The organism is Streptosporangium minutum (assembly GCF_002149035.1).
Taxonomy (GTDB): domain Bacteria; phylum Actinomycetota; class Actinomycetes; order Streptosporangiales; family Streptosporangiaceae; genus Streptosporangium; species Streptosporangium minutum.
In genome coordinates, this window is the sequence record NZ_NGFP01000113.1 from 1 (window position 1) to 22,082 (window position 22,082).

The window sequence follows — 22,082 nt, forward strand, 5'->3', positions numbered from 1 at the left end:
CTCCTAGGCGGGGGAGACGGCGGGGGCGGGAGCCGGGTCGTGGTGCAGGCGGCGCAGGACGCGGCGGAAGGCGTAGAGGGAGACGGCCACCGCCAGGCCGCTGATCAGCGCGACGACCGAGGTGCGGACCAGCAGGTAGGTGCCGATCGACTGGTGCAGCAGGAGCCAGATGCTCACCGCGGAGTTGGCCAGCAGGACGAAGGCCCACAGCAGGGTGATCCGGGCGAAGAACCGGCGGACCCGCTCGTGCTTCAGCACCGCCGTGGGCAGATGGATGTAGTCGAGGGTGAGCTTCTGCACCAGCGGGCGGTTGAGCCGGACCGAGGCCAGGAAGACCATGCTGATGCAGATCGTGCCCAGCTCGGGCTGGAGGAAGTAGATCACCGCGCTCCCGCTCCACAGCCCCAGCAGCGCCCGCACGGTGATCGCGATGGCGGCGAGGATCATCGTCCCGGGCACCGGGACCCGCCGGACCAGCCGCCACCCCACTCCCGCGTACACCCAGCTCACCGCCGCGATCAGCGCGCCCTTGAGGCCGAGGACGGCCAGCGCGGCGTAGAAGACGGCGAGGGGGGCGATGACGCCCTCCAGGATCTTCGGCACCGCCTGCCGGGCCAGGGCGGTGAGACGGGGGAGGACGACGGGTGCATGGCTCATGATGCTCCACGGGACGGTGGAATGACCGGCGCTGTGCTGCGCGCCTACCCCGACAGGGAGCTGCCAGACATGTCGGGTCTGTCGTACGTGTTCACAGGAAGGTTATTCCGGCGTTCACGGGCCACTTACCGTACCCGAACCGAATGCATGCCTTCTCTATAACCTTCCGATACCGTATGAGCCGTCCGGCGCCGCCCGAGAGGAGGGGCAGCCCGGGAGACGGCCGTCCCACCCGGAAGAACGGCCTGCCCGCAACGGTTCGGAAACGGGGCTTTCCCGATGGCGCGGTCCGCGACGATCCGGACACGGCAGTGCGCGCGCACGTCCGGCGGTGGCCGGCGTCGCGATCGAGGTCAGCCGAGCGTCGCGGTGGCCAGCCTCGCGCCGAAGCCGATGAACAGCGCGCCCACCCCCGAGGTGAGCCCGGCCGACAGCTTGCGGCGCGCCCGGAACTGGCCGGCCAGGAAGGTCCCGCCGAAGATCAGCACCGACAGGTACAGCACGCTGAAAAGCTGGCAGATCGCGCCCAGGATCAGGAACGGCAGCGCGGGCGTGCCGTAGGCGGGGTCCACGAACTGGATGAAGAACGAGATGAAGAACAGGATCGCCTTCGGGTTCATCAGGCTGATCACCAGGGCCTTGCGGAACGGGTCCTCCAGGGCCGTCTCCGGCGCGGCGACGGCCTCCGCGGTCCCGGCCGCCCGCCAGGAGCGCCAGGCCCCCCGCAGCATCTGGAACCCGATCCACGCCAGGTAGGCCGCTCCGGCGTACTTGACGACGCTGAACAGGACCGGCGTCGAGCGCAGCAGCGAGGCGGCCCCGGCGGCGGCGAGCACCATCAGGACGGTGTCGCCGAGGAAGACCCCCGCCGCCCCGCGGTATCCCTGCCGCACGCCGCGCTGCGCGGCGGTGGCGAGCACGTAGAGGGAGTTCGGGCCGGGCAGCAGGATGATGAAGAAGGCGCCGAGGACATAGGTCCATATATCGGTGATGCCGAAGAACATAGCGGTGCTCCAGGGGGCGGTACGGGATCCGTATCACGGTACTCCCCGGAAGGCGCCTGCCGCTCTGCCGGGCCCGGGCGTCCCCCTCAGGGGCGGTTCACCCCGTGCCCGGACCGGCTCACGGCGATCGGCGACCGGCGGGCCGGGGGTCGTCGGCCAGGGGCTGGACCCGGTGCGCGACCACGGTGGACAGGGTGATCACCGTGCTGCTCCGCCGTACTCCGGGGATGGCCAGGGTCTGGTCGATGACCTGCTGGATGTGCTCGTGGTCGCGTCCGGCGATACGGCACCAGACGTCGCCGGGGCCGGTGACGATGTGGGCTTCGAGGACTTCGGGGATCGCCGTCAGGGCGGCGGAGATGTCGGGGCGGGTGATCTGCTCCACCTCAAGGGTGGTGAAGGCCTGCACCGGGTAGCCGAGGGCGCGCGGGGAGAGGTTGGGGCCGAAGTCGGTGATCACGCCGTCGGCGACCATCCGGTCCAGGCGGGCCTGGACGGTGCCCCGGGCGACGCCGAGGAGGCGGGCGATCTCCAGCAGGCCGGTCCTCGGACGTTCCCTGATCAGATGGAGCACCTTGCGGTCGAGCTCGTCCAGTCCGTCTCTCCGAGCTGCCAATCTGTCCACCTCCGGAGTGCGGGCCGTATCCGGCGCTGCCAATCTGACAGTGGATCGACCACGGTGTTGCCTCGCCTGTAGCCGCAATTCAGACTACGCCTGCATATATGCCAACAATGGAGGCAAACGTGGCGCGGGAACATTCCCATCCATTCATCCCGTACCGGCCCGTGCGCTATCCCGAGGCGGAGATGGTGACGCGGGGCCGGGAGTTCTACGAGCACATGGACCGGCGCCGGAGCGTGCGGTTCTTCAGCGACGAGCCGGTGCCGCGCGAGTGCGTCGAGCTGGCCGTCAGGACGGCGAACACCGCGCCCTCGGGGGCCCACCAGCAGCCGTGGAAGTTCGTCGTGATCGGCGACCCGGAGACCAGGAGGCGGATCAGGGAGGCGGCCGAGGTCGAGGAGCGGCAGAACTACGAGGGCGGGCGGCTGACCCCGGAGTGGCGTTCGGCCCTGGCCCACCTGGAGACGGGCTCCGACAAGGGCTACCTCGAAACGGTGCCGTGGCTGGTGGTCTGCTTCGCGGAGAAGTACGGCGTGCGCCCCGACGGCACCAGGGTCAAGCACTACTACGTCAACGAGAGCGTCGGCATCGCCTGTGGCTTCTTCATCGCCGCCCTGCACGCGATGGGCCTGTCCACGCTCACCCACACCCCGAACCCGATGGCGTTCCTGACCGGCATCTGCGGGCGTCCGGGCAACGAGCGCCCCTACATCCTCTTCCCGATCGGGTACGCGGCCGCCGACGCCGAGGTCCCCGACCTGGTCCGCAAACCCCTGTCCGAGGCCATGGCCTGACGCCGCGACCGGGGGCGGAGGTCTCGTGCGGCGGGCCGGGCGAGACCTCCGCCCCCCGCCCCGTCCCCTCATGTCTCCGGAGTGTCCCCCGGTCGCAGAGCCGGAGGTTGGACCGTGCCTAGCTGGATCGTTGAAATGCGAAGCTTTTGGGCCTTGTGGGGGAAGTCTGTCAAGGCTACGATCGCGACAACTCTTAGGAAACTTTCCTAAAAGAAATGCCGAAGAGGAGGTCGCATGGCCCGCCCGCCACCGACCGGTCAGATTTCGAGCTGCGGAAACTCGACGACGGCAGTCTTCGTCGCGTGAAGGTCCGATTATCCGGACGTCCTACACCCCCCAGGTTCCCCCCTCATGGGAGCGATCATGCGGCGCGCCCTTCCTTTACCCTTCCTGACTGCTCCAGCAAGCTTTCCCCCCGGGTCCTCCCCGCCCGGCAGCGCCGACGCCGCCGCTGTCACGGTCACCGCCGGGGCCTCTCGGAGACCGGGGGTCGAGGGCGACCACCCGGCCGCGAACGGCTCCGCCGCCGCCCCGACGCGAGCGCCGTCCCTTCCCGCCGTCACACCGGCGACAACGGCCGGCGGCACACCCACGACGCTCCCGGACCCGTCGGCGGGAGAGCCGGACACATAGACCAGGCGGCCCGCTCGGGGCGGAGGCCCCGGGGCCGCCGGTGACGGCGCCCCCGGCCGCCGCGCCGGGCGACGGCCCGCGCTGATCCACGGCGCGGTCCCGCCCTTCCTGCGGGGCCGGGACCGCGCCCTACCCGCCGTACGGCTCGTGCCTCGCCTCCTCGCTCTCCCCGAGGAGCACCCCCCAGGAGGCGTGAGCCGTACGGCCACCCCCCACCGAATTCATGAGGTCAACGTGAAATTTCGCGTCATCGCTCGATCTCTTGTCGCCTTGGCGGCCCTCGTCATGGCGATGATGGTCGCGGTCCCCGCCCAGGCCGCCTCGGCCTCCGCCACCTTCGTCAAGGTCGGCGACTGGGGTTCCGGCTTCGAGGGCAAGTACACGATCAAGAACGACTCCACCACGGCCCTGACCAGCTGGAAGGTCGAGTTCGACCTCCCGGCGGGGATCAACGTCGGGTCCTTCTGGGACGCCACGCTGGCCCGCAGCGGCCAGCACTTCACCTTCACCAACGTCGGGTGGAACGGCAGCGTCCCGGCGGGCGGCAGCGTGAGCTTCGGCTTCCTCGGCACCCCCGGCGGAGCGGCCGCCGTACCGGCGGGCTGCAAGCTCAACGGCGCCGACTGCGGCGGTGGGAGCGGCGAGACCGCGCCCGGCAAGCCCGGTGCGGTGTCGGCGACGGGCGGCGCGAACAGTGTCGCGCTGTCGTGGGGGGCGTCGAGCGGCACGGTGACCGGTTACCGGGTCTACGAGGGCACGACCGTGAAGGCGACGGTCACCGGGACCGGCGCCACGGTCTCCGGCCTGGGTGTCTGCGAGGCGCACACCTACACGGTCGCGGCCTACAACTCCGCGGGTGAGGGCCCGAAGAGCGACCCGGCGAGCGCCACCACCACCGGCTGCGGCACCGGAACGCCCGGCAGGCCCGGTGCGGTGTCGGCGACGGGCGGTGCGAACAGCGTCGCGCTGTCGTGGGGGGCGTCGAGCGGCACGGTGACCGGTTACCGGGTCTACGAGGGCACGACCGTGAAGGCGACGGTCACCGGGACCGGCGCCACGGTCTCCGGCCTGGGTGTCTGCGAGGCGCACACCTACACGGTCGCGGCCTACAACTCCGCGGGTGAGGGCCCGAAGAGCGACCCGGCGAGCGCCACCACCACCGGCTGCCCCGTCAGCCAGCTGCCCAAGCACTTCCTCACCGGCTACTGGCACAACTTCGACAACCCCGCCGTCGAGCTCAAGCTGTCGGCGGTCCCCAACGAGTACGACCTGGTCGCGGTCGCCTTCGGCGAGTCCACCGCCACCCCCGGTGAGGTCGTCTTCAGCGTCGACCCCGGCCTGTCCGCCTCCCTCGGCGGCTACACCGACGCCCAGTTCAAGGCCGACGTGCAGACGCTCCACTCGCGCGGCAAGAAGGTCATCCTCTCGGTCGGCGGCGAGCTCGGCCGGGTGCAGGTGGCCAGCGCCGCCGCGGCGACGAAGTTCGCCGACACCGTCTACGCCCTGATGCAGAGCTACGGCTTCGACGGCGTGGACATCGACCTGGAGAACGGCCTCAACTCCACCTACATGGGCCAGGCGCTGCGGGCGCTGCGCGCCAAGGCGGGCGCCGGCCTCATCATCACGATGGCCCCGCAGACCATCGACATGCAGTCCACCGGCGCGGAGTACTTCAAGCTCGCGCTGAACATCAAGGACATCCTCACGGTCGTCCACACCCAGTTCTACAACTCCGGCTCGATGCTCGGCTGCGACCAGATGGCCGCCTACTCGCAGGGCACGGTCAACTTCATGACCGCGCTGGCCTGCATCCAGCTGGAGAACGGTCTCCGCCCCGACCAGGTGGCGCTCGGCCTGCCCGCCGGGCCCGGCGCGGCCGGCGGCGGCATCGTCGCCCCCTCGCTGGTCAACCAGGCGCTGACCTGCCTGGCCACCCGGACCGGCTGCGGCAGCTTCGTGCCGCCGCGCGCCTACCCCGAGATCCGGGGCGCGATGACCTGGTCGATCAACTGGGACGCCTCGAACAACTGGAACTTCTCCAGGACCGTCAAGCCGCATCTCGCGACTCTCCCCTAGGAATGCTCATGAGATTACGTCGCATGGCCTTCGCCGTACTCGCCGCCCTGGCGATGACCTTCACCGGGCTCACCGCCGTCGCGAACGCCGCGCCCCAGGCGGCGGCCGTCCTGTTCGCCGCTCCCCAGTGGCAGGCGTGGACGGCCTACGCCACCGGCGCCCAGGTGACCTACAACGGCGTCGACTACGAATGCATCCAGGGCCACACCTCCCTGCCGGGCTGGGAGCCGTCCAACGTCCCGGCCCTGTGGAAGGTCGCCTCCGGCGGCGGTGACACCACGCCGCCCAGCGTGCCCGGCAACCTCCGCGTGACCGGCACGAGCTCGTCGACCGTCTCGCTGGCGTGGGACGCCTCCACCGACAACGTCGGCGTCAACGGCTACAACGTCTACCGGGGCACGACCCTGGTGACCACCGCCACCGGCACCTCCTACACCGACTCCGGGCTGACCCCCTCCACCGGCTACACCTACACCGTCCGCGCCCGTGACGCCGCAGGGAACCTCTCCGGCGTCAGCGGCTCGGTCACCGGCACCACCGCCGGCAGCGGCACGCCCGGCCAGCCCGGCGCCCCGTCGGTCACCGGCACCACCGACGGCAGCATCTCCCTGTCGTGGGGCGCGTCGTCCGGTACCGTGACCGGCTACCGCGTCTACGAGGGCGCCACCCAGCGCGCCCAGGTCACCGGCACCACCGCCACCGTCTCCGGCCTGGGCACGTGCGAGGCGCACACCTACACGGTCAGGGCCTACAACTCCGTCGGCGAGTCCGCCTCCAGCACCCAGGTCACCGGCACCACCACCGGCTGCCCGAGCCCCGGCGGCAAGATGGACGGCGCGCCCTACCTCTACACCGGCTGGGGCAACCCGCCCAGCCCGGTCACGGTGATGAACGCGACCGGGATCAAGTCCTTCACCATGGCGTTCATCCTGTCCAGCGGCGGCTGCAACCCGGCCTGGGACGGGCAGCGCCCGCTGACCGGCGGCGCCGACCAGGCGGCCATCAACCAGATCAAGGCCGCGGGCGGCAGCGTGCAGATCTCCTTCGGCGGCTGGCAGGGCAACAAGCTCGGCCCGAACTGCTCCACCCCGGCGGCCTTCGCCGGCGCCGTGCAGCAGGTCATCAACGCCGTCGGCCCGGCGGTGGTCGACTTCGACATCGAGAACACCGACGAGTTCGAGAACTACACCGTGCAGGACCGGATCCTCAACGGCCTGAAGATCGTCAAGGCCAACAACCCGAACGTCAAGGTCGTCGTCACCTTCGGCACCTCGACCAGCGGCCCGACGGCCCCCGGCATCCGCCTGATCAACCAGGCCAAGGCGCTCGCCGTGCCGATCGACAACTACACGATCATGCCGTTCGACTTCGGCGGCGGCGCCAACATGTACCAGAGCACGATCAACGCCTCCGAGGGCCTGAAGAACGCGCTGAAGTCGGCCAACGGCTGGACCGACGCGCAGGCCTACGCCCGCATGGGCATCTCCGGCATGAACGGCCTGTCCGACCAGCAGGAGCAGACCTCCCCGGCGCAGTGGACCCAGATCCGCGACTGGGCCAAGTCCAAGGGCCTGACCCGGTTCGCGTTCTGGTCCGTCAACCGTGACCGCCCCTGCCCCGGCGGCGGCGTCCAGGAGAACTGCAGCGGCATCGCCCAGGCCGACTGGGAGTTCACCAAGATCACCGCAGGTTTCTAGACCGTACGGCCCGCATCCCCGCCCCCGTGGGTGCGGGCCGTACCCCCGTGACACCCCCCACTCAGCCGCACGAGGCAGGTCATGAACCATCGATTGAATCTCAGAAAACTTGCGGCGGCGGCCGTACTGGTGCTGAGCGGGACGATGCTGGCCGCGTCGCCCGCCCATGCCGCCAACATCGCGACGAACCCCGGATTCGAGAGCGACCTGGCCGGCTGGACGTGTTCGGCGCCGGCGGGCGCCACGGCGGTGTCGTCGCCGGTGCACGGCGGCTCGAAGGCGCTGCAGGCCACGCCGGCCGGCAGTGACACCGCGCGCTGCCAGCAGACCGTCAGCGTCAAGCCGTCCTCCTCCTACTCGCTGTCGGCGTGGGTGCGGGGCGGCTACGTCTTCCTGGGCGTGCTCGGCACCGGCACGACCGACCAGAGCACGTGGACCTCCTCGCCGTCGGCCTACTCCCAGCTCTCCAGGACCTTCACCACCGGCGCCTCGACCACCTCGGTGACGATCTACGTCAACGGCTGGTACGGCCAGGGCGCCTACCAGGCCGACGACTTCGTGCTCGACGGCGAGGCCGGACAGGGGCAGCCCCCGGCCGCGCCGACCGGCCTGACCAGCACGAGCACACGCACCAGCGCCGTGCTGAACTGGACCGCCTCCGCCGGCGCGACCGGCTACAACGTCTACCGCGACGGCGCCAAGGTCGCCACGGCCACCGGGACCGCCTACACCGAGACCCCGCCGCAGGGCAACTACACCTACCAGGTGAGCGCCGTCAACGCGGCGGGCGAGTCGCCCAGGTCCAACCAGGTCTCGGTGGTGATCGGCAACGACACCCCGCCGCCCCCGGCCGCCCCGACCGGCCTGACCGCCACGGTCGGCGGCGCGAACGTGGCGCTGAGCTGGAACCCCTCCTCGAACGCGACCGGCTACAACGTCTACCGCGACGGCGCCAAGGTGGGCTCGCCGGCCACCACCGCCTACACCGACACCCCCGGCGCGGGCACGCACACCTACCAGGTGAGCGCCGTCAACCCGGCCGGCGAGTCGCCCAGGTCCGCTCAGGTCTCCGCCACGGTCGGCGGCGACCAGTCGGGCACCCTGCCCAAGCGGGTGCTGGTCGGCTACCTGCACGCCTCCTTCGCCAACGGCTCCGGCTACATCCGGATGGCCGACGTGCCGAACGAGTGGAACGTCATCAACCTCGCCTTCGGCGAGCCGACCTCGGTGACCTCCGGCGACATCCGCTTCCAGCAGTGCCCGGTCGCCGAGTGCCCCGGCGTCGAGCCGGAGGCCGACTTCATCGCGGGGATCCGGGCCAAGCAGGCGCTCGGCAAGAAGGTGCTGATCTCGATCGGCGGCCAGAACGGCCAGGTCCAGCTCACCACCGCGGCCGCGCGCGACAAGTTCGTCCAGTCGGTGAGCGCCATCATCGACAGGTACGGCCTCGACGGGCTCGACATCGACTTCGAGGGCCACTCGCTCTACCTCAACCAGGGCGACACCAACCTCGCCGCCCCGACCACCCCGGTCATCGTCAACCTGATCTCCGCGCTGAAGACCCTCAAGGCCAGGTACGGCGCCAAGTTCGTGCTGACCATGGCCCCGGAGACCTTCTTCGTCCAGCTCGGCTACCAGTTCTACGGCCCCGGCGCCAACGGGTCGGCCGACCAGCGGGCCGGGTCCTACCTGCCCGTCATCCACGCCATGCGCAACGACCTGACCCTGCTCCACGTCCAGGACTACAACTCCGGGCCGATCACCGGGCTGGACAACCAGTACCACACCATGGGCACCCACGACTTCCACGTGGCCATGACGGACATGCTGCTGGCGGGCTTCCCGATCGCGGGGAACCCGAACAACGTCTTCCCCGCCCTGCGCCCGGACCAGGTCGCCATCGGCCTGCCCGCCGCGGCCTACGCGGGCAACGGCTTCACCACGGTGGCCGAGGTCCAGAAGGCCTTCGACTGCCTGGCGAAGGGGACCAACTGCGGGCCGTACAAGCCGCGCGGCGTCTACCCGAACCTGCGCGGCCTGATGACCTGGTCGATCAACTGGGACAAGTACAACTCCTTCGAGTTCTCCCGTAGCCACCGGGCCTACCTCAACGGCCTGGGCTGAGAGCCCCTCGCCGCCGGGAGAGACGGACTCCCGGCGGCGAGGTCCCCACCAGCCGGTTCCGTCGCCGATCCGGTGCGGCCCGTGCCGCACGAAGGAGGGGTCAGATGTTCGGAAAACACGTCATGGCGGTTCTCGCCGCCCTGGCGGTGGCGGGGGTGGCGGCGGTCGTCACGCCGATGTCCTCCGCCTCCGCCGCGGCCTGCGCCACCCCGTGGAGCTCCGGGGCGGTCTACACCGGCGGCGCCGTGGCCTCCCACAACGGCCACAACTGGTCGGCGAAGTGGTGGACCCAGAACGAGACGCCGGGCACCGCCGCGGTCTGGGCGGACCGGGGGACCTGCGGCGGCACGACCCCCACGACGCCGCCGGACCCCGGAGCCTTCGTGGTGAGCGAGGCGCAGTTCAACCAGATGTTCCCGAGCCGCAACTCCTTCTACACCTACAACGGCCTGGTCGCGGCCCTGAGCGCCTACCCCGCCTTCGCGGGGACGGGCAGCGACACCGTCAGGAGACAGGAGGCGGCGGCCTTCCTGGCCAACGTCAACCACGAGACCGGCGGCCTGGTCCACATCGTCGAGCAGAACACCGCCAACTACCCGCACTACTGCGACGCCGGCCAGCCGTACGGCTGCCCCGCGGGTCAGGCCGCCTACTACGGCCGGGGCCCGATCCAGCTGAGCTGGAACTACAACTACAAGGCGGCCGGCGACGCGCTCGGCGTCAACCTGCTCAACAACCCGAATCTCGTGCAGACCGACCCGGCGGTGGCGTGGAAGACCGGCATCTGGTACTGGATGAGCCAGAACGGGCCGGGCACGATGACCGCGCACAACGCCATGGTCAACGGCTACGGCTTCGGTGAGACGATCCGCAGCATCAACGGCGCCCTGGAGTGCGGCGGCAGGAACCCGGCGCAGGTGCAGAGCCGCGTCAACGCCTACCAGAGGTTCGTCCAGATCCTGGGCACCACCCCCGGCGGCAACCTGAGCTGCTGAGCGCGTGACCCCGGACGACGCCGGCTCCGCTCCGGAGCCGTCCGGGGTCACCGGTCCCATCCCGGGCGGGGCGCCCGTACGGCCGGGTGGTCGCCCGCGCCGCGGCTGCGGTAGACGACGTAGGGGCGGAACAGGTAGCCCACCGGGGCGGCGAAGGCGTGGACCAGGCGGGTGAAGGGGAACAGCGCGATCAGCAGCATGCCGACCAGGGTGTGCAGCTTGAAGGTCCACGGCGCCCGGATCATGGCCCCGGCGTCGGGTTGCAGGACGAAGATCCCGCGGAACCACGGGGAGACCGTCTGGCGGTAGTCGTGTGCCTGGAACGCGGCGCTGAGCAGCGTGGTCATGAGCCCGGCGAGGATCGCGGCGACCAGCACGACGTACATCATCTTGTCGTTCCTCGTGGTCGCCATGAAGACCGGGCCCCGGGTGCGGCGGCGGTAGATCAGCAGGGCGATCCCGGCCAGCGTGCACACCCCGGCGACACCCCCCACGACCAGCGCGATCACGTGGTACAGCGACTCGCTCATCCCGACCGCGCCGGTCCAGCTCTCCGGGATCACCAGCCCGAACACGTGGCCGAGGATCACGAACAGCAGCCCGAAGTGGAACAGCGGGCTGCCGATCCGCAGCAGCCGGCTCTCGTACAGCTCCGAGGACCGGGTGGTCCAGCCGAACTTGTCGTAGCGGTGGCGCCACATCAGCCCGCCGACCAGGATCACCAGCGTCAGGTACGGCGCGACCACCCAGAAGGCGATCTCGGTCCAGCTCACCCGCGACCTCCCACCGGCCCGCTCACCCGCGGTCCTCGCACGGCCCCGCCCGTCCGCGGATCTCCCGTCGGCCCGTTCACCTGTAGACCCCCACCGACTCCGCGGGCGGCCCCTGACCGGACAGCCGGTCCACCAGCGCCCGCTCGGCCCCGCTGATCGGCGGCAGCGTGGCGCACACGGCGTCGATCACCGACCCGTACGGCGAGGCGCACTCGTGCAGGGCCAGCCGGAGCAGCTCCAGGCCGGCCCGGTTCTCCCGCAGGATCTCCGCCCCGCCAGGATCCAGCGCGGCGAACTCCAGCACCACGGGCAGGTAGTCGGGCAGCTCGTCCCCGCAGAGCTCCCACCCGCCGGCCCGGTAGCGGGCCTTCAGCGCGGCCAGCGACTCGCCCCGCCGCCGCGTGTCCCCGTCGGCGTAGTAGGTCAGGTAGAGGCAGCAGCGGCGCTTGAAGTCGAAGGTCTCCACGTAGTGCGCGGCGAGCTCGCCCCGGTCCACCCGCGCGAGGTGGTCCAGGAACGGCCCGAAACCGGCGCCCGCCGCCTCGCGGATCAGCGGCAGCCGTACCCAGAACGCCTCCTCCGGGTAGGCGAGCAGGTGCGCGGCGGCCTGCCACACCACGCGGTCCGTGCCGTGGCCGGCCGGGCGGCCGCTCACCGGTCCTCCTTCTCCGGGAACATGCCCTTGGGCACGCCCTTCCCGTCCCAGTTGAGGAGATTGACGCGCTCGTGGGTGACGCCCTCGCTCGTCTGGCGCTGCTTGAGCGAGTGGAAGTTCTCGATCGCCACCGGCACCGGCTGCCCCGAGGCCTCGCCGAACGGGCCCGTCATGCCGGGGCCGCCGTCGTAGTCGAGGCTGCAGCCGATCTCCTCGACCGACCCGGGCTGGGCGGCGTAGGCCGTCGGGATCACGTACCGCTCGTCGTACCTGGCCAGCGCCAGCAGCCGGTACATGCCGTCGATGTCGTCGCGGGTCAGCCCGGCGCGCGCGCCGATCGACGGGTCGGGCTCCTCGCCGAGGTTGATCCGGCGCATGTGGGCGCGCATCGCGGCCAGCCGCCGCAGCGAGGCCGTCACCGGCGCCGGGTCCCCGGCGGTGAAGAGCTCGGCCAGATACTCCACCGGGATGCGCAGGGTCTCGATCGCGCCGAACAGGTTCCCGGCGTCCTCACCGTCGTGCCCGCTGCCGGCCAGCGCGTCGACCACGGGGGACAGCGGCGGCACGTACCAGACCATCGGCATCGTCCGGTACTCCGGATGCAGCGGCAGCGCGATCCGGTACTTCATGATCAGATCGTGGATCGGTGATCTCCTGGCCGCCGCCATCCAGTCGTCGGGGATGCCCGACCGCGCCGCGGCCTCGGCCACCTCCGGATCCCGGGGGTCGAGGAACAGCGAGAGCTGCGCCTCGTACAGGTCGCGGTCGTCGGGCACGGAGGCGGCCTCGGTGACCCGGTCGGCGTCGTAGAGGATCACCCCGAGATAGCGCAGCCGCCCCACGCACGTCTCCGAGCAGACCGTCGGCAGCCCGACCTCCACTCGGGGGTAGCAGAACGTGCACTTCTCGGCCTTGCCGGTCTTGTGGTTGAAGTAGACCTTCTTGTACGGGCAGCCGGTGACGCACATCCGCCAGCCCCGGCACCGGTCCTGGTCCACCAGGACGATCCCGTCCTCCGACCGCTTGTACATCGCCCCGGAGGGGCACGCCGCGACGCACGCCGGGTTGATGCAGTGCTCGCAGATCCGGGGGAGGTAGAACATGAAGGCGTTCTCGAAGTCGAGCCGCACCCGGTCGCCGATCCTCTCCACCACCGGGTCCCGCGAGGCCAGCGCGGGGCCGCCGCCGAGGTCGTCGTCCCAGTTCGCGCTCCATCGCACGGCCATCGGCTCGTTGCTGATCAGCGAGCGCGGCGGGGCCACCGGGGTGTCCGCCGACAGCGGCGCCGAGGTGAGGTTCTCGTAGTCGTAGGTCCAGGGCTCGTAGTAGTCATGGATGGACGGCATGATCGGGTTGGCGAAGATGCTCAGCAGCCTGCGCAGCCTCCCGCCGGACTTGAGCGTCAGCCGCCCCTTCCGGTCGAGCTCCCAGCCGCCCTTCCACTTCTCCTGGTCCTGGTAGCGGCGCGGGTAACCCAGTCCCGGCCGCGTCTCGACGTTGTTGAACCAGACGTACTCCATGCCGCTCCGGTTGGTCCACGCCTGCTTGCAGGTGACGGAGCAGGTGTGGCAGCCGATGCACTTGTCGAGGTTCATCACCATGGCGATATGGGCCATGACTCTGGTCACCGTTCGCTCGCCTCCCTCGTTCGCCGCCCGGTCACTGGTAACGCACCTCCTGTGAGCGCCGGCGGATGACGGTTATCTCGTCGCGCTGGTTCCCGGTGGGGCCGAGGTAGTTGAACGCGAACGAGAGCTGCCCGTACGCGCCGATCATGTGGGTCGGTTTGATCAGCACCCGGGTCAGCGAGTTGTGGATGCCGCCGCGCCGGCCCGTCCGCTCCGAGAGCGGCACGTCCACCACGCGGTCCTGGGCGTGGTAGACGTATACCGTCCCGGCGGGCATCCGGTGCGACACGATCGCCCTGGCCACGACCACGCCGTTGCGGTTGACCGCCTCGACCCAGTCGTTGTCGGCCACCCCGATCGCCGAGGCGTCCTCGACCGACATCCAGACGGTCGGGCCGCCCCGCGACAGGGACAGCATGATCAGGTTGTCCTGGTACTCGGAGTGGATCGACCACTTGGAGTGCGGGGTGAGGTAGCGGACGACGATCCCGCCCTGCACCTGCCCGTCCTCGCCGAACAGGGCCGCGATGTCCAGCGGCGGGCGGTAGACCGGCAGCGCCTCGCCGTACTCGTGCATCCAGTCGTGGTCGAGGAAGAAGTGCATGCGCCCGGTGAGCGTGTGCCAGGGCTTGCCGTTCTCGACGTTGATGGTGAAGGGCGAGTAGCGCCGGTTGTGCGCCTCCTTGCCCGACCACTCCGGGCTGGAGGCCACGTGGACCGGCCTGGCCTGGGTGTCGGAGAACACGATCCGGTGGCCGCCGTGGGCCAGCTCCGACAGGTCCGTCCCGGTGCGCTCGGCGAGCTGGGCGAACCCCTGCAGGGCCAGCCGCCCGTTGCTGACGCCCGACAGCGCCAGGACCGCCTCGCACGCCTTGGCCTCGGTGTCCAGCAGCGGCCGCCCCCGGCCGCCCCCGTCGCGGGCCAGCCCGTTGCGCAGGCCGAGCCACTCCACCTCGGCGTCGGGTCTGAACACCACCCCCTTGACCGGCAGCCCCAGCTTCTCGGCGAGCGGTCCGAGCGTGGCCATCCTCCCGGCGACGGCGCCGTAGTCGCGCTCCACGACGGCCAGGTCCGGCACGACCGGCCCGTCCGGTTCCCGGCCGCCGGGCTGCGCGGTCTCTCCCGGCGTGTCGTGCTGGGGGGTGACGACCACCACGTCCCGGCGCACCCCCAGGTGCTCGGCGGCCAGTTCCGAGAAGCGGGCCGCGATGGCGTGGAAGGCGTCGAAGTCGGTCCTGGTCTCCCAGGGCGGGTCGATCGCCGGGTTGAAGGCGTGCACGAACGGGTGCATGTCGGTGGTGGACAGGTCGTGCTTCTCGTACCAGGTCGCGGCCGGCAGCACGATGTCGGAGAACAGCGTCGTGGACGTCATCCGGAAGTCCAGCGACAGCAGCAGGTCGAGCTTGCCCTGAGGGGCGTCCGGGTCGGGCCGCGGCAGGTTGGAGCCGGCGCCCAGCAGGTGGTGCAGGAAGTACTCGTTGCCCTTGGCCGACGAGCCGAGCAGGTTCGAGCGCCACACGGTGAGCACCCGCGGCCAGTTGCGCGGATCGTCCGGGTCCTCGGCGGCGAACCTCAGCCTGCCCTCCCGCAGCTCCCGGCGGGTGAACTCCACCGGGTCCTCGGCCTCGCCCAGCTCCAGCGGGTTGCGGTCGAAGGCGGGCGCCATCGGCATCCAGCCGCTGCGCACCGCCCGCGCCACCAGGTCGGCCGTGTGCAGGCCGTTGAACTCGCCCGGCCCCAGCGGGGAGCACAGCTCCCCGGCGTCGAACCGGTCATAGCGCCACTGGTCGGTGTGGAGGTACCAGTACGGCGTGCCCGGTGTCTGCCTCGGCGGCCGGGACCAGTCGAGGCCGCCCGCCAGCTGCGCCCAGCCGGCCAGCGGCCGGCACTTCTCCTGGCCGACGTAGTGCGCCCAGCCGCCGCCGTTGACGCCCTGGCAGCCGGTGAGCAGCAGCAGGGACAGGAACGCCCGGTAGATCGTGTCGCCGTGGAACCACTGGGTGGTCCCCGCGCCGAGCACGATCATGAAGCGGCCCTCCGTCTTCGCGGCCGTCTCCGCCATCTCCCGCGCGATCCGCACCGCCCTGCCGGCCGGGACCGAGGTGATCGGCTCCTGCCAGGCGGGCGTGTACGGCTCGGCCGGGTCGTCGTAGCCGCTCGGCCACGTGCCGGGCAGGCCGTCCCTGGCGACGCCGTACTGGGCGAGCATCAGGTCGAAGACCGTGGTCACCAGGTGCTCGCCCACCTGCCGCACCGGCACGCCCCGGCGGACGGCGCCCGCTCCGCCGTCGAAGCGGGGCAGGTCGACCGCGGCCGACCGCCCGCCGTACAGGGTCAGCAGCGGGTCGACCTCCAGCCTGAGGTTCCAGCGGCCCTTGCCCGAGTCGGTCCAGCGGAAGCCGAGCGAGCCGTTGGGCACGGCCGGCTCGCCGTCGGGGCCCATCAGGACCGTCTTCCACTCCGCGCCCTCGCCGGTGTCGCCCAGGTCGGCCGCGGTGAGGAACTTGTCCGGCACGTGGACGCCGTCGCGCTCGCGCAGCCGCACCAGGAAGGGCAGGTCGGTGAAGCGCTTGACGTAGCCGGTGAAGTACGGCACCTGCCGGTCGACGAAGAACTCCTTCAGCAGCACGTGGCCCATCGCCATGGCCAGCGCGCCGTCGGTGCCCGGCCGGATCGCGAGCCACTCGTCGGCGAACTTCGCCGCGTCGCTGTAGTCGGGCGAGACCACGACGACCTTCTGCCCCCGGTAGCGGGCCTCGGCCATGTAGTGCGCGTCCGGGGTCCGGGTGACCGGGACGTTCGCGCCCCACAGCACCAGGTAGGCGGCGTCCCACCAGTCGGCCGACTCCGGCACGTCGGTCTGGTCGCCGAAGACCTGCGGGGAGGCGACGGGCAGGTCGGCGTACCAGTCGTAGAACGACAGCATGGTCCCGCCGATCAGCGACACGAACCGCGAGCCGACCGCGTGGGAGACGATCGACATGGCGGGGATGGGGGAGAAGCCGGCGACCCGGTCCGGGCCGTAGGTCTTGATCGTGTGCACGTGCGCGGCGGCGATCATCTCGGTCGCCTCGGGCCAGCCGATCCGGACCAGCCCGCCCTTGCCGCGCGCCGACTGGTAGCGGCGGCGGCGCTCGGGGTCGGTGGTGATCTCGGCCCAGGCGGCGACCGGATCGAGGCCGCCTCGCCTGGCCTGCCGGTACATCTCCACCAGCACCCCGCGCGCGTAGGGGTAGCGGACCCGGGTGGGGGAGTAGGTGTACCAGGAGAAGGCCGCGCCCCGGGGGCAGCCGCGTGGTTCGTACTCGGGACGGTCCGGGCCCACGCTGGGGTAGTCGGTCTGCTGGGTCTCCCAGGTGATGATCCCGTCCTTGACGTAGACCTTCCACGAGCACGATCCGGTGCAGTTCACCCCGTGGGTCGAACGGACCACCTTGTCGTGGCTCCAGCGGTCCCGGTAGAAGGCGTCGCCCTCGCGGCCCCCCACCAGATACAGCGTTCGCGGATCGTCGTTCGCCGGAACCCGCCTGAAGAACCGGCCTGTCTTGAGGAGTAGATTCTCGGCATCGGACGCCATGTGTCCAGTTCATCACACACGGTTAATATTTACGGCTTTGGGCGGTATATATGTCGGATGAACTTCGCAAAGGACAGGCGGCCAACCTGGCTCTCGCCACGGCCGCGTTCGCGATCACCTTCTGGGCGTGGAACCTGATCGGCCCGCTCGCGGGGAGCTACAGCAGGCAGCTCGGCCTGTCGCCGACCCAGACCTCCCTGCTGGTCGCCATCCCGGTGCTGGTCGGCTCCCTCGGCCGGATACCGATCGGAATGCTCGCCGACAGGCTCGGCGGCCGGCTGATGTTCGCGATCGTCTGCGCCGTCACCATCGTGCCCGTCCTCTTCGTGGGCTGGGTGGACTCCTTCGGGTGGCTGCTGTTCTGGGGCTTCCTGCTCGGCGTCGGGGGCACCTCGTTCGCGGTGGGCATCCCCTTCGTCAACGCCTGGTACGCCCCCGAGCGCCGCGGCTTCGCCACCGGCGTCTTCGGCGCGGGCATGGGCGGCACGGCGCTTTCGGCGTTTCTCACCCCCCGCATGGTCGAGTCCGCCGGCCGGATGCAGACCCACGTGATGATGGCCGCCGCCCTGGCGGTGATGGCCGTCGTCATGCTGCTGTTCAGCCGGAACTCGCCCGCCTGGAAGCCGTCCACCGCTTCGGCGCTGCCCCGCGTGCGCGAGGCCATGAAGATCAGAGCCACCTGGCAGTGCGCGTTCCTCTACGCCGTCGCCTTCGGCGGATTCGTCGCCTTCTCCACCTACCTGCCGACCCTGCTGCAGAACGTCTACGGCTTCACGCAGACCGGGGCGGGCCTGCGCGACGCGGGCTTCTCGATCGCCGCCGTCGCCGCCCGGCCGCTGGGCGGGGTGCTGTCGGACAGGGTGGGTCCGACCAGGGTGCTGCTGGTGTCGTTCGCCGGGACCACGGTCATGGCGCTGGTCCTGGCCTTCAACCCGCCGCCGGAGATCCCCGCCGGGGCCTGCTTCGTGCTGATGGCGCTCTTCCTCGGCCTCGGCACCGGTGGCGTGTTCGCCCTGGTCGCCCGGCTCGTCGAGCCGTCCAAGGTGGGCACCGTCACCGGCCTGGTGGGCGCGGCCGGCGGTCTGGGCGGCTACTTCCCGCCGCTGGTCATGGGTGTCGTCTACTCCGCCACCGGCGCCTACGTGATCGGCTACGTCCTGCTCGCCGCGACCGCCCTGGCCGCGCTGCTCTACACCCGCACGGCGTTCACCTCCGCTTCGACGGCCGGCGGCGGAGCAGTAACCCGATGATCACGCCGACCAGCAGGACGGCCAGCAGCGCGGTCCAGAGCGGTGAGGTCACGGTGAGCGTCAGCCACTGGATCCGGACGCGCGCCCGGTTCTGCGCGACGAAGACCACGCCGAGCGCGGCCAGGACCAGGGCGACCCAGACCCGCGGCGGTATCGCCGCCAGCCACCCGCCGAACGACCTGGGTCCCTCATCCGGTGTTCTCGTCATGCCTACCCCCGATGTCACCAAATGCAACTATTTAAATACTCTATGCTACAAAGGCTGAGAGACTGGTCTCGTTTTGACGACCGGGTGGGTGGTTGACCGTGGGTTCCGGCAGTCTGTTACCTGTCATGGATTACGCAATTCTCACGGGGCTCGTCCTCGTCTCAGGTGTCGTGCTCGCCCTGGTCGCCCAGTGGAGGGGGTGGCGGCCCTCACTCCTTGTCGTGCTGGCGGTCGGCATCGGCTTCCGGTTGCTCATCATGGTCACCTCGGCGATCGACACCTGGCAGCCGGTCGACTTCATGGAGAGCTTCAAGCCCGCCGGCGAGGCGATCCTGAACCGTGAGGACCCCGTGCTCGGCAGCGAGGGCGGCTGGCACTTCCTGCCCACCATCCCCTACGTGTACGGCCTGCTGCTCTGGCTGGGCATCCCGTGGGAGATCGGCGGCCGGCTGGTCACCGTGGTGGCCGACATCGCGCTGATCCCCCTGGTCGGCAAGCTCGCCGGCGGGTCCAAGGCGTCGCTGCGCGCCTTCCAGTACGCCTGCAACCCGCTGGCCATGCTCGTCGCCGCGGTCCACGGCCAGGTCGAGCCGGTCGCGCTGGCCTTCGGCGTCGCCGCGTTCGTGGTCGCCCGCGGTCCCGGCGACCCCGACCGCCCGGGCATCACGAACGACCCGGTCGCCCTGGTACGGCAGCGCGTGTCGGCCCTCGGCCTCGGCGGCGCCGTACGGCAGGCCCTGGCGCCCGGCGGGACGGCGCGCACCGCCCTGGCACCTGGCGGCGTGGTGCGCCAGGCGCTCGCGGCCCGGCCCGGCGAGAGGGCGACCCTCCGCCGCGCGCTGCTCGCCGGCCTGCTGATGGGCCTGGCCCTGTGCGCCAAGAGCTGGCCGATCTGGCTGATCCCCGGCATGCTCCTGCTGCTGCCGACCTTCCGCGCCCGCGTCGTCGCGTTCGTCGCCACCGGCGTCGCCCCGGTCTTCTTCCTGGTCACGCTGCCCGTCTTCGCCGGCACCTCGCTGAGCCAGATCCCCGAGGTCATCCATGTGATCCAGGACATCCGGCCGATCGTCGGGGAATGGGGCTACAGCGCGATCGCAGTCGGCGGCGACTGGACGCTCAGCCCCGAGATCGCCACGTTCGGCACACGGCTGATCTACGTCACGATGGTCGTGGTCGCCTTCCTCTGGCGCCGCGCCGACCCGGTCGACCTCACCACGGCCCTGCTGCTCGCCTTCATGGTCGTCACGCCCCGCCTCGGCGCGCAGTACCTGCTGTGGTTCATGCCGTTCCTGGTGGCCCGCCCCACCCGATTCGCCTGGCCCGCCATCATCGGCGTCTCCCTCTGGGCCGGATACGGCTACCTCTACATGACCCAGTTCGACACCAACACCTGGTGGGCGCTGCACTCGGTCTGGGCCCAGTGCTCCGTCGTGCTCCTGCCGATCCTGGCCCTGGCCATGCCCTGGGGCCGCCGCGACCCCAAGGCCCCGGCCGAGCCGCCGGACGCCGGGCCGCGCGTCCCCCTCCCCGCCTCCGCGTGAAAACCCGGTGCGTCTCCCAGGAGTGACCTGTCACCCCTGGGAGATGCGGGCGACCGTCACCGTGACCCCGGCCCAACTGCCCGGCGTGCTCCTGCACGGCCGGATAAGTTCAGAACTGTGATGAACAACGTGGAAATCTTGCGCTACACCGCTTTCACCCACGACCCCAAGGGCGGCAACCCCGCCGGCGTCGTCCTCGACGCCTCGGGGCTCTCCGACGCCGAGATGCTCGCCGTCGCGGCGGAGGTCGGCTACTCCGAGACCGCCTTCGTCACCAGCCGTGACGACGAGAGCCGCACCTTCCGCGTCCGCTACTTCGCGCCCTCGGCGGAGGTGGCGTTCTGCGGCCATGCCACGATCGCCACCTCGGTCGCCCTGGCCGAGCGGATCGGGGTCGGACGGCTGACGTTCGACACCAACGCGGGTGAGATCGCCGTGGACGCCTTCATCGACGGAGAGACGCTGCGCGCCACGCTCACCAGCGTGCCCACGCGTTCCACGCCGGTCGCCGAGCCGGTGCTGGACGAGACGCTCGCGGCGCTCGGCTGGTCCCGCGACGACCTGGACAGAGCGTTCCCGCCGCACGTCGCCTTCGCCGGGAACGATCACCTCATGCTCGCCGCCGGATCCCGCGAACGCCTCGCGGACCTCGACTACGACTTCGACGGCCTGCGCTCGATCATGACGCGCGAGGGCTGGACGACGGTGAACCTGTTCTGGCGGGAGAGCGACGAGCGCTTCCACTCCCGCAACCCCTTCCCGATCGGCGGCGTCGTCGAAGACCCGGCCACCGGCGCCGCGGCGGCCGCCTTCGGCGGTTACCTCCGGATCCTGGGGACCGGCTCGGACGAGTTAACGATCATCCAGGGCGTCGACATGGGACAGCCCAGCGAGCTGAAGGTCTCCATCGCCGAGGCCGACGGCCGCACCAGGGTGAGCGGCGGAGCCGTCGAGATGTAGGTCCCGCATCGGGTGGTGTTCCCGGTCCGCGGTGGTCGGGTCCGATGGTGTTTCCGGTCCGCGATATGAGTGAATCGGGGCATGGACGAATACCTCAAGCGGATCGGCGCCGCCCGCCCCGCGGACCCGGACGCGGAGTCGCTACGCGAGCTGCAACTGCGCCACCTGCTGACGGTCCCCTTCGAGAACCTCAGCGTCCATCTGGGCGAACCCGTCGTGCTCGACGACCAGGACCTGGTCGAGAAGATCGTCGGCAGGCGCAGGGGCGGCTTCTGCTACGAGCTCAACGGCGCCTTCGCCGTGCTGCTGCGCTCGCTGGGCTACCAGGTGACCCTGCTGTCCGCCCGCCCGGTCGGCGACGACTCCCTCGGGCCGCCCTTCGACCACCTCGCCCTGCGGGTGGACGCCCCCGACCCGTGGCTCGTCGACGTCGGCTTCGGCGCCTTCAGCCACCATCCGCTCCGCCTCGACCTCCGCGCCGACCAGCCCGACCCGGCAGGAACCTTCCGCGTCGCCGAGCGCGCCGACGGCGACCTCGACGTGCTGAAGGACGGGGCGCTCGAATACCGCCTCGAACAGCGGCCGCGCGTCCTGGCCGACTTCGAGCCGACCTGCTGGTGGCACCAGACCTCGCCCAAGTCGCACTTCACCCGGTCGCTCGTCTGCTCACTCCTCACCGAGGCGGGGCGCGTCACGCTGAGCGACCGGCGGCTCGTCCACACCTCGGCGGCCGGACGCAGGGAACAGCACCTGACCACCGACGCCGAGACGCTCGCCGCCTACCGCGATCTTTTCGGCATCGAGCTGACCCGGCTGCCCACGGCGCCTGAACGATCAGACGGATGAGACGGCCGTGGGCCGCGAACCCTGGGATCTACATCCATCACG

At 70.8% G+C, this 22,082-nt stretch carries 17 protein-coding genes; 9 read left to right on the forward strand and 8 right to left on the reverse strand.

Annotated elements, in window-relative coordinates; genetic code table 11:
• Positions 1–3 precede the first annotated feature (3 nt).
• The 3 genes from CA984_RS23490 to CA984_RS23500 form a co-directional block, all read right to left on the reverse strand.
• Entirely contained in the window at positions 4–657 is a 654-nt protein-coding gene (locus CA984_RS23490) for a VC0807 family protein (protein WP_086575731.1), read from the reverse strand.
• A gap of 353 nt (positions 658–1,010) precedes the next feature.
• The gene (leuE, locus tag CA984_RS23495) at positions 1,011–1,661 is read right to left on the reverse strand and encodes a leucine efflux protein LeuE (RefSeq protein WP_086575732.1); all 651 of its coding nucleotides are present in this window, start codon (positions 1,659–1,661) and stop codon (positions 1,011–1,013) included.
• A 118-nt stretch (positions 1,662–1,779) separates the two neighbouring features.
• Positions 1,780–2,277, reverse strand: a complete 498-nt coding sequence (locus tag CA984_RS23500) for an Lrp/AsnC family transcriptional regulator (RefSeq protein WP_086575733.1) — start codon at positions 2,275–2,277, stop codon at positions 1,780–1,782.
• Between the two features lie 128 nt (positions 2,278–2,405).
• On the opposite strand from CA984_RS23500, the gene CA984_RS23505 reads away from it, so the two are divergent.
• The 5 genes from CA984_RS23505 (at position 2,406) to CA984_RS23525 (ending at position 10,602) form a co-directional block, all read left to right on the forward strand.
• Positions 2,406–3,077 (forward strand): nitroreductase family protein, encoded by a 672-nt coding sequence (locus tag CA984_RS23505; protein ID WP_207621002.1) that lies wholly within the window; start codon positions 2,406–2,408, stop codon positions 3,075–3,077.
• A gap of 867 nt (positions 3,078–3,944) precedes the next feature.
• A complete protein-coding gene (locus CA984_RS23510; RefSeq protein ID WP_086575735.1) occupies positions 3,945–5,786 on the forward strand; it encodes a cellulose binding domain-containing protein in 1,842 nt (613 codons plus the stop codon).
• An 8-nt stretch (positions 5,787–5,794) separates the two neighbouring features.
• On the forward strand, positions 5,795–7,483 hold the full coding sequence (locus tag CA984_RS23515; RefSeq protein WP_086575754.1) for a fibronectin type III domain-containing protein: 1,689 nt from the start codon (positions 5,795–5,797) through the stop codon (positions 7,481–7,483).
• An 81-nt stretch (positions 7,484–7,564) separates the two neighbouring features.
• Positions 7,565–9,607 carry a carbohydrate binding domain-containing protein gene (locus CA984_RS23520; RefSeq protein WP_086575736.1) on the forward strand — a complete coding sequence of 681 codons (2,043 nt, stop codon included), beginning with the start codon at positions 7,565–7,567 and terminating at the stop codon, positions 9,605–9,607.
• Between the two features lie 104 nt (positions 9,608–9,711).
• Positions 9,712–10,602: a glycoside hydrolase family 19 protein gene (locus tag CA984_RS23525; RefSeq protein ID WP_086575737.1), complete on the forward strand. Its 891-nt coding sequence runs from the start codon at positions 9,712–9,714 to the stop codon at positions 10,600–10,602.
• 47 nt (positions 10,603–10,649) lie between these two features.
• Here CA984_RS23525 and narI read toward each other — a convergent pair whose 3' ends face one another.
• The 4 genes from narI to CA984_RS23545 form a co-directional block, all read right to left on the reverse strand.
• Positions 10,650–11,375 carry a respiratory nitrate reductase subunit gamma gene (gene narI, locus CA984_RS23530; RefSeq protein WP_086575738.1) on the reverse strand — a complete coding sequence of 242 codons (726 nt, stop codon included), beginning with the start codon at positions 11,373–11,375 and terminating at the stop codon, positions 10,650–10,652.
• Positions 11,376–11,451: 76 nt separating this feature from the next.
• On the reverse strand, positions 11,452–12,030 hold the full coding sequence (gene narJ / locus CA984_RS23535; protein WP_086575739.1) for a nitrate reductase molybdenum cofactor assembly chaperone: 579 nt from the start codon (positions 12,028–12,030) through the stop codon (positions 11,452–11,454).
• Positions 12,027–13,646, reverse strand: a complete 1,620-nt coding sequence (gene narH / locus CA984_RS23540) for a nitrate reductase subunit beta (protein ID WP_242676128.1) — start codon at positions 13,644–13,646, stop codon at positions 12,027–12,029. Before narH ends, narJ begins: the two co-directional genes overlap by 4 nt.
• Positions 13,647–13,689: 43 nt before the next feature.
• Positions 13,690–17,235 (reverse strand): nitrate reductase subunit alpha, encoded by a 3,546-nt coding sequence (locus tag CA984_RS23545; protein WP_086575741.1) that lies wholly within the window; start codon positions 17,233–17,235, stop codon positions 13,690–13,692.
• Positions 17,236–17,285: 50 nt separating this feature from the next.
• Between CA984_RS23545 and CA984_RS23550 the strand changes: the two genes are divergently transcribed.
• Positions 17,286–18,485, forward strand: a complete 1,200-nt coding sequence (locus CA984_RS23550) for an MFS transporter (RefSeq protein ID WP_086575742.1) — start codon at positions 17,286–17,288, stop codon at positions 18,483–18,485.
• Here the strand turns inward: CA984_RS23550 and CA984_RS23555 are convergent.
• Positions 18,442–18,693: a LapA family protein gene (locus tag CA984_RS23555; protein ID WP_086575743.1), complete on the reverse strand. Its 252-nt coding sequence runs from the start codon at positions 18,691–18,693 to the stop codon at positions 18,442–18,444. The two genes, CA984_RS23550 and CA984_RS23555, sit on opposite strands and share 44 nt — an antisense overlap.
• 125 nt (positions 18,694–18,818) lie before the next feature.
• Here CA984_RS23555 and CA984_RS23560 point away from each other — a divergent pair, with 125 nt between their 5' ends.
• The 3 genes from CA984_RS23560 (at position 18,819) to CA984_RS23570 (ending at position 22,040) form a co-directional block, all read left to right on the forward strand.
• On the forward strand, positions 18,819–20,234 hold the full coding sequence (locus CA984_RS23560) for a hypothetical protein (RefSeq protein ID WP_086575744.1): 1,416 nt from the start codon (positions 18,819–18,821) through the stop codon (positions 20,232–20,234).
• A 120-nt stretch (positions 20,235–20,354) separates the two neighbouring features.
• Positions 20,355–21,194 carry a PhzF family phenazine biosynthesis protein gene (locus CA984_RS23565; protein ID WP_086575745.1) on the forward strand — a complete coding sequence of 280 codons (840 nt, stop codon included), beginning with the start codon at positions 20,355–20,357 and terminating at the stop codon, positions 21,192–21,194.
• Positions 21,195–21,275: 81 nt separating this feature from the next.
• Complete coding sequence (locus tag CA984_RS23570; protein WP_086575746.1) at positions 21,276–22,040, forward strand: arylamine N-acetyltransferase family protein; 765 nt, start codon at positions 21,276–21,278, stop codon at positions 22,038–22,040.
• Positions 22,041–22,082: the final 42 nt, after the last annotated feature.